This is a genomic window from Streptococcus mitis, from assembly GCF_005144795.1.
GTDB classification, from domain to species: Bacteria; Bacillota; Bacilli; order Lactobacillales; family Streptococcaceae; genus Streptococcus; species Streptococcus mitis_BB.
On the sequence record NZ_SWFJ01000021.1, the window covers coordinates 1 to 3,161 of the forward strand.

A 3,161-nucleotide genomic window follows, 5' to 3' on the forward strand; every position below is an offset into this window, starting at 1 on the left:
ACAAGAGTTCCTTAAAGGCAACCAAATCCTGACTCGCATGATTACTTTCATACTGGATGATCGAGTTGTCCAAGTTCTTGACCTGATTCATGAGAAAGTTATAGTTCATGACCGTACTGGTATGACTACTTCCTGAATAGCTCACCAAGTCTGAAACCTTGTCCTTGATCGTGTTCAAGAGCTCAATCTCACTCTTTAGATTGTCACGTGAACTCTTCAAATCACTATGAAGGGTTGTAAACACCTGACCTGGTAACTTTGCATGATTGCTTGAATCAATTTGATAGTAGCCATCCTTGTACAGTAAGAGTTTACCAATAGAATATTAGTAAACTCTTGTTTCATTTATTCTACCATAAAATAGGGTGTTATTTATTATTCTGTGACATCATCCCAGAGGGGAGAGGAGTATTCAGGAACTTCTCCATTTTCTACAGAAGTTTTATTTATAAAAACTGTTAACTTCAGATTATGGATAAATTTTTCTTTTGCTTCTTCAAATGTTTTAAACTTAAAAATACTTCCTGTACTTGCTCGATCCATTGTTGAGTAAACTTCATACAATTCCAATTCTGGATTATAATCTATCCTAGTTTCCCACTCAGAAGGTCTGTGTTCATTAAAAATAGAATATCTTAAAGACTCATATCCTAAATCTTGAATGGCTGACAACAGTTCTAAACGTTCTTTGGCTTCGTCTCTCATCTTCTAGTTATCCTCTTTTTCATCCCATAATGGTGATGTATATTCTACTGGCAATCCTAATTGTATATTCAGTTTATTAGATTCAATAACGAGTTCTAATTTTTCAAAAAAATCTTTCTTTGCTCTTCCAAAATTATCGTACTCTTTACTATGTCCAACTATATATGATCGATCATCTCGACCATCAACATAAAATTTTCCATTTTTCTGATAAAGGTGAAATGCCCAAGGAAGCTGTTTTGTTTCGTCAAATAGAACATAATGTAAGCTCTCATAATGACGTTTTTCAATTTCTTGTTCAACTATGCATTTCATGTTCTAAATATCAATCATCGTTTTTATCCCATAATGGAGAGGAGTAATATGGAGAAAATCCAACTTTAAGTCCTTTTCTAGTCGATTCTACAAAGTTTTCTAATTTACTTATAAAAGCAGTCTTCGCCTCTTCAAAATTGTCAAATTTTATAGTGTTTCCCATAATATATGACCTGTCATCCCTCCCATTAATCATAAATTTACCATCTCTATAGAATAAGTGGAATGCCCATGGAAGATTTTTATTTTCATCAAATAATACATAATGTATACTTTCAAGTTTCTTTTCTTTAATTTCCTTTTCTACATCTTGTTTCATAAATTTAAAATCTAATGTATCTTTCATTTTATTACCTCTTTTAAAAATCCTAATTTTTCATAAAAGTCTATCGATGATTTAAATTGAATTTGGGTTCCACCACCCTGACCAAATACTTTAGCAATTTGACCTTGCTTAACTTCAGCCAAATCTTCAATAGATAGATTAAAATCTGAAAGTTTACTTCTAATAGCATCCTGCATTTCTATAGATGCTTCATTAAATGCTTTTAAAATATTTTCCTTTGTAATATCCTTCACTACTTCATACTGGTGGTAGACTTGATGACCTTCAGGATAAGGTAAACCTCGTGTATTAAACGGCAATATTTCTCCGTTATCAACTGGACTAGCGAAACGCCCACCATTTGATCCAAAACGGTCAATCACTTGTCCAGCTTTTAAATTGGCTGGTTTTGTAATGGGGTTACCAGCACTATCTACAACAAAGCCATCTGTTCCTTTTGGTGGCCATTTAATGTTACCCTGGGCATCCACAAAGTCCCTAGAACGAACAGGAACTTGTTTCCCCTCAAAGACATCTGCTGAAAGATAAGCACGCTTCCCATTTGGCATTGTTATTCTCTCTGGGAAATATTTCCCTTGTTGTGCGTACTCTTTGCGAAGGTAGTTATCAAACTTCGAACTCTCCCTCGCAAGCCTGCTTTCTTCTATATTTCTTAGAATTTGTTCTTTGTTATACTTCGGTGTTTCGACATTGTGGACACCTTTCAACTTCGGAAGTTCCCGACTAACTAATGGGGATTTGTTTAAGCCTAGTTGGAGTTTCTCCTTCGCCAGATACTGGTCAAAGTTACTGGATTCCCTCGCAAGTTTACTTTCTTCCAGATTCTTCAGAATCTGTTCGCGGTTATACTTCGGTGCTTCGACATCGTGCACCCCCTTCACCTTCGGAAGTTCCCGACTAACTAATGGGGATTTGTTTAAGCCTAGTTGGAGTTTCTCCTTCGCCAGATACTGGTCAAAGTTACTGGATTCCCTCGCAAGCCTACTTTCTTCCAGATTCTTCAGAATCTGCTCGCGGTTATACTTCGGTGCTTCGACATCTACTTTCACCTTATTGAGACTAAACTTGCTGGCTGCTGAGGAGACCGCATAACCTCCTACGATATTCCCGATAAAGTTTGCGGTTTGGGCGTCTTCCTCACTACCACCTAGGAGCTTAGTCCCATGATAGGCAACCTGACCCGCTGTATAGGCGCCTGCTTCCCCTATCGCAAACTGGGTCAAGCCTTTGACAACGCTCTGAGTCTGCCCTATGGGAATCATGATAGAACTCGCTGTCACAAAGATCCCACCAACCTGATGATACAGCTTGTCATTCCCCATGAAAAGCGTATCTCGGATACGATTATAGGATTTCGTATGAATATCCCCTGCATTTCCAAGTTGGATGTTATGAATCCCTTCCCCTGCATTAGACGCCCCATAAGCCGCTGTTCCAATTCCTGCGGTTAAGCCAGCCCCAACAACCAAGGGTGTCGCTGCCCCCATAGTTGCCCAAATCGCTAAAGCACCAATCGCAACGGTCACCACACCAATTGCCAGGTCTTTCCAACCGTTCTTGGCTCGATCCTCCGCAGCCAAGGCCTCAAAACGAGCCTTGTCTCTCTCCTGAGCAGCTTGTACGCGTTCAACACGACTCTCCATCTGCTTGGTCGCCTGTTGGTAGGCCATCGCAAAGCGTTGGACAGACTGGAGTTTGGCGAAATCACCCGACTGATAAGTCCCTACAGTCCGTGTCTTCCCTGCATGTTCTGCGATCAAGGCCTTGGTCGCCGACAAGAGTTCCTTAAAGGCAA

At 39.6% G+C, this 3,161-nt stretch carries 4 protein-coding genes and 1 pseudogene; all 5 read right to left on the reverse strand.

The genetic code is table 11. The features are described from left to right. A pseudogene (locus FBF73_RS09695) lies at positions 1–244 on the reverse strand (hypothetical protein); the annotation flags it as partial. Between the two features lie 131 nt (positions 245–375). Next, positions 376–705, reverse strand: a complete 330-nt coding sequence (locus FBF73_RS09700; RefSeq protein ID WP_136937688.1) for an Imm59 family immunity protein — start codon at positions 703–705, stop codon at positions 376–378. 3 nt (positions 706–708) lie between these two features. Then, positions 709–1,020 (reverse strand): Imm59 family immunity protein, encoded by a 312-nt coding sequence (locus FBF73_RS09705; protein WP_136937689.1) that lies wholly within the window; start codon positions 1,018–1,020, stop codon positions 709–711. Positions 1,021–1,030: 10 nt separating this feature from the next. Then, positions 1,031–1,366, reverse strand: coding sequence for an Imm59 family immunity protein (locus FBF73_RS09710; RefSeq protein WP_136937690.1), 336 nt, complete (start codon positions 1,364–1,366; stop codon positions 1,031–1,033). Next, on the reverse strand, positions 1,363–3,036 hold the full coding sequence (locus FBF73_RS10175) for a TNT domain-containing protein (RefSeq protein ID WP_240798252.1): 1,674 nt from the start codon (positions 3,034–3,036) through the stop codon (positions 1,363–1,365). Before FBF73_RS10175 ends, FBF73_RS09710 begins: the two co-directional genes overlap by 4 nt. Positions 3,037–3,161 lie beyond the last annotated feature (125 nt).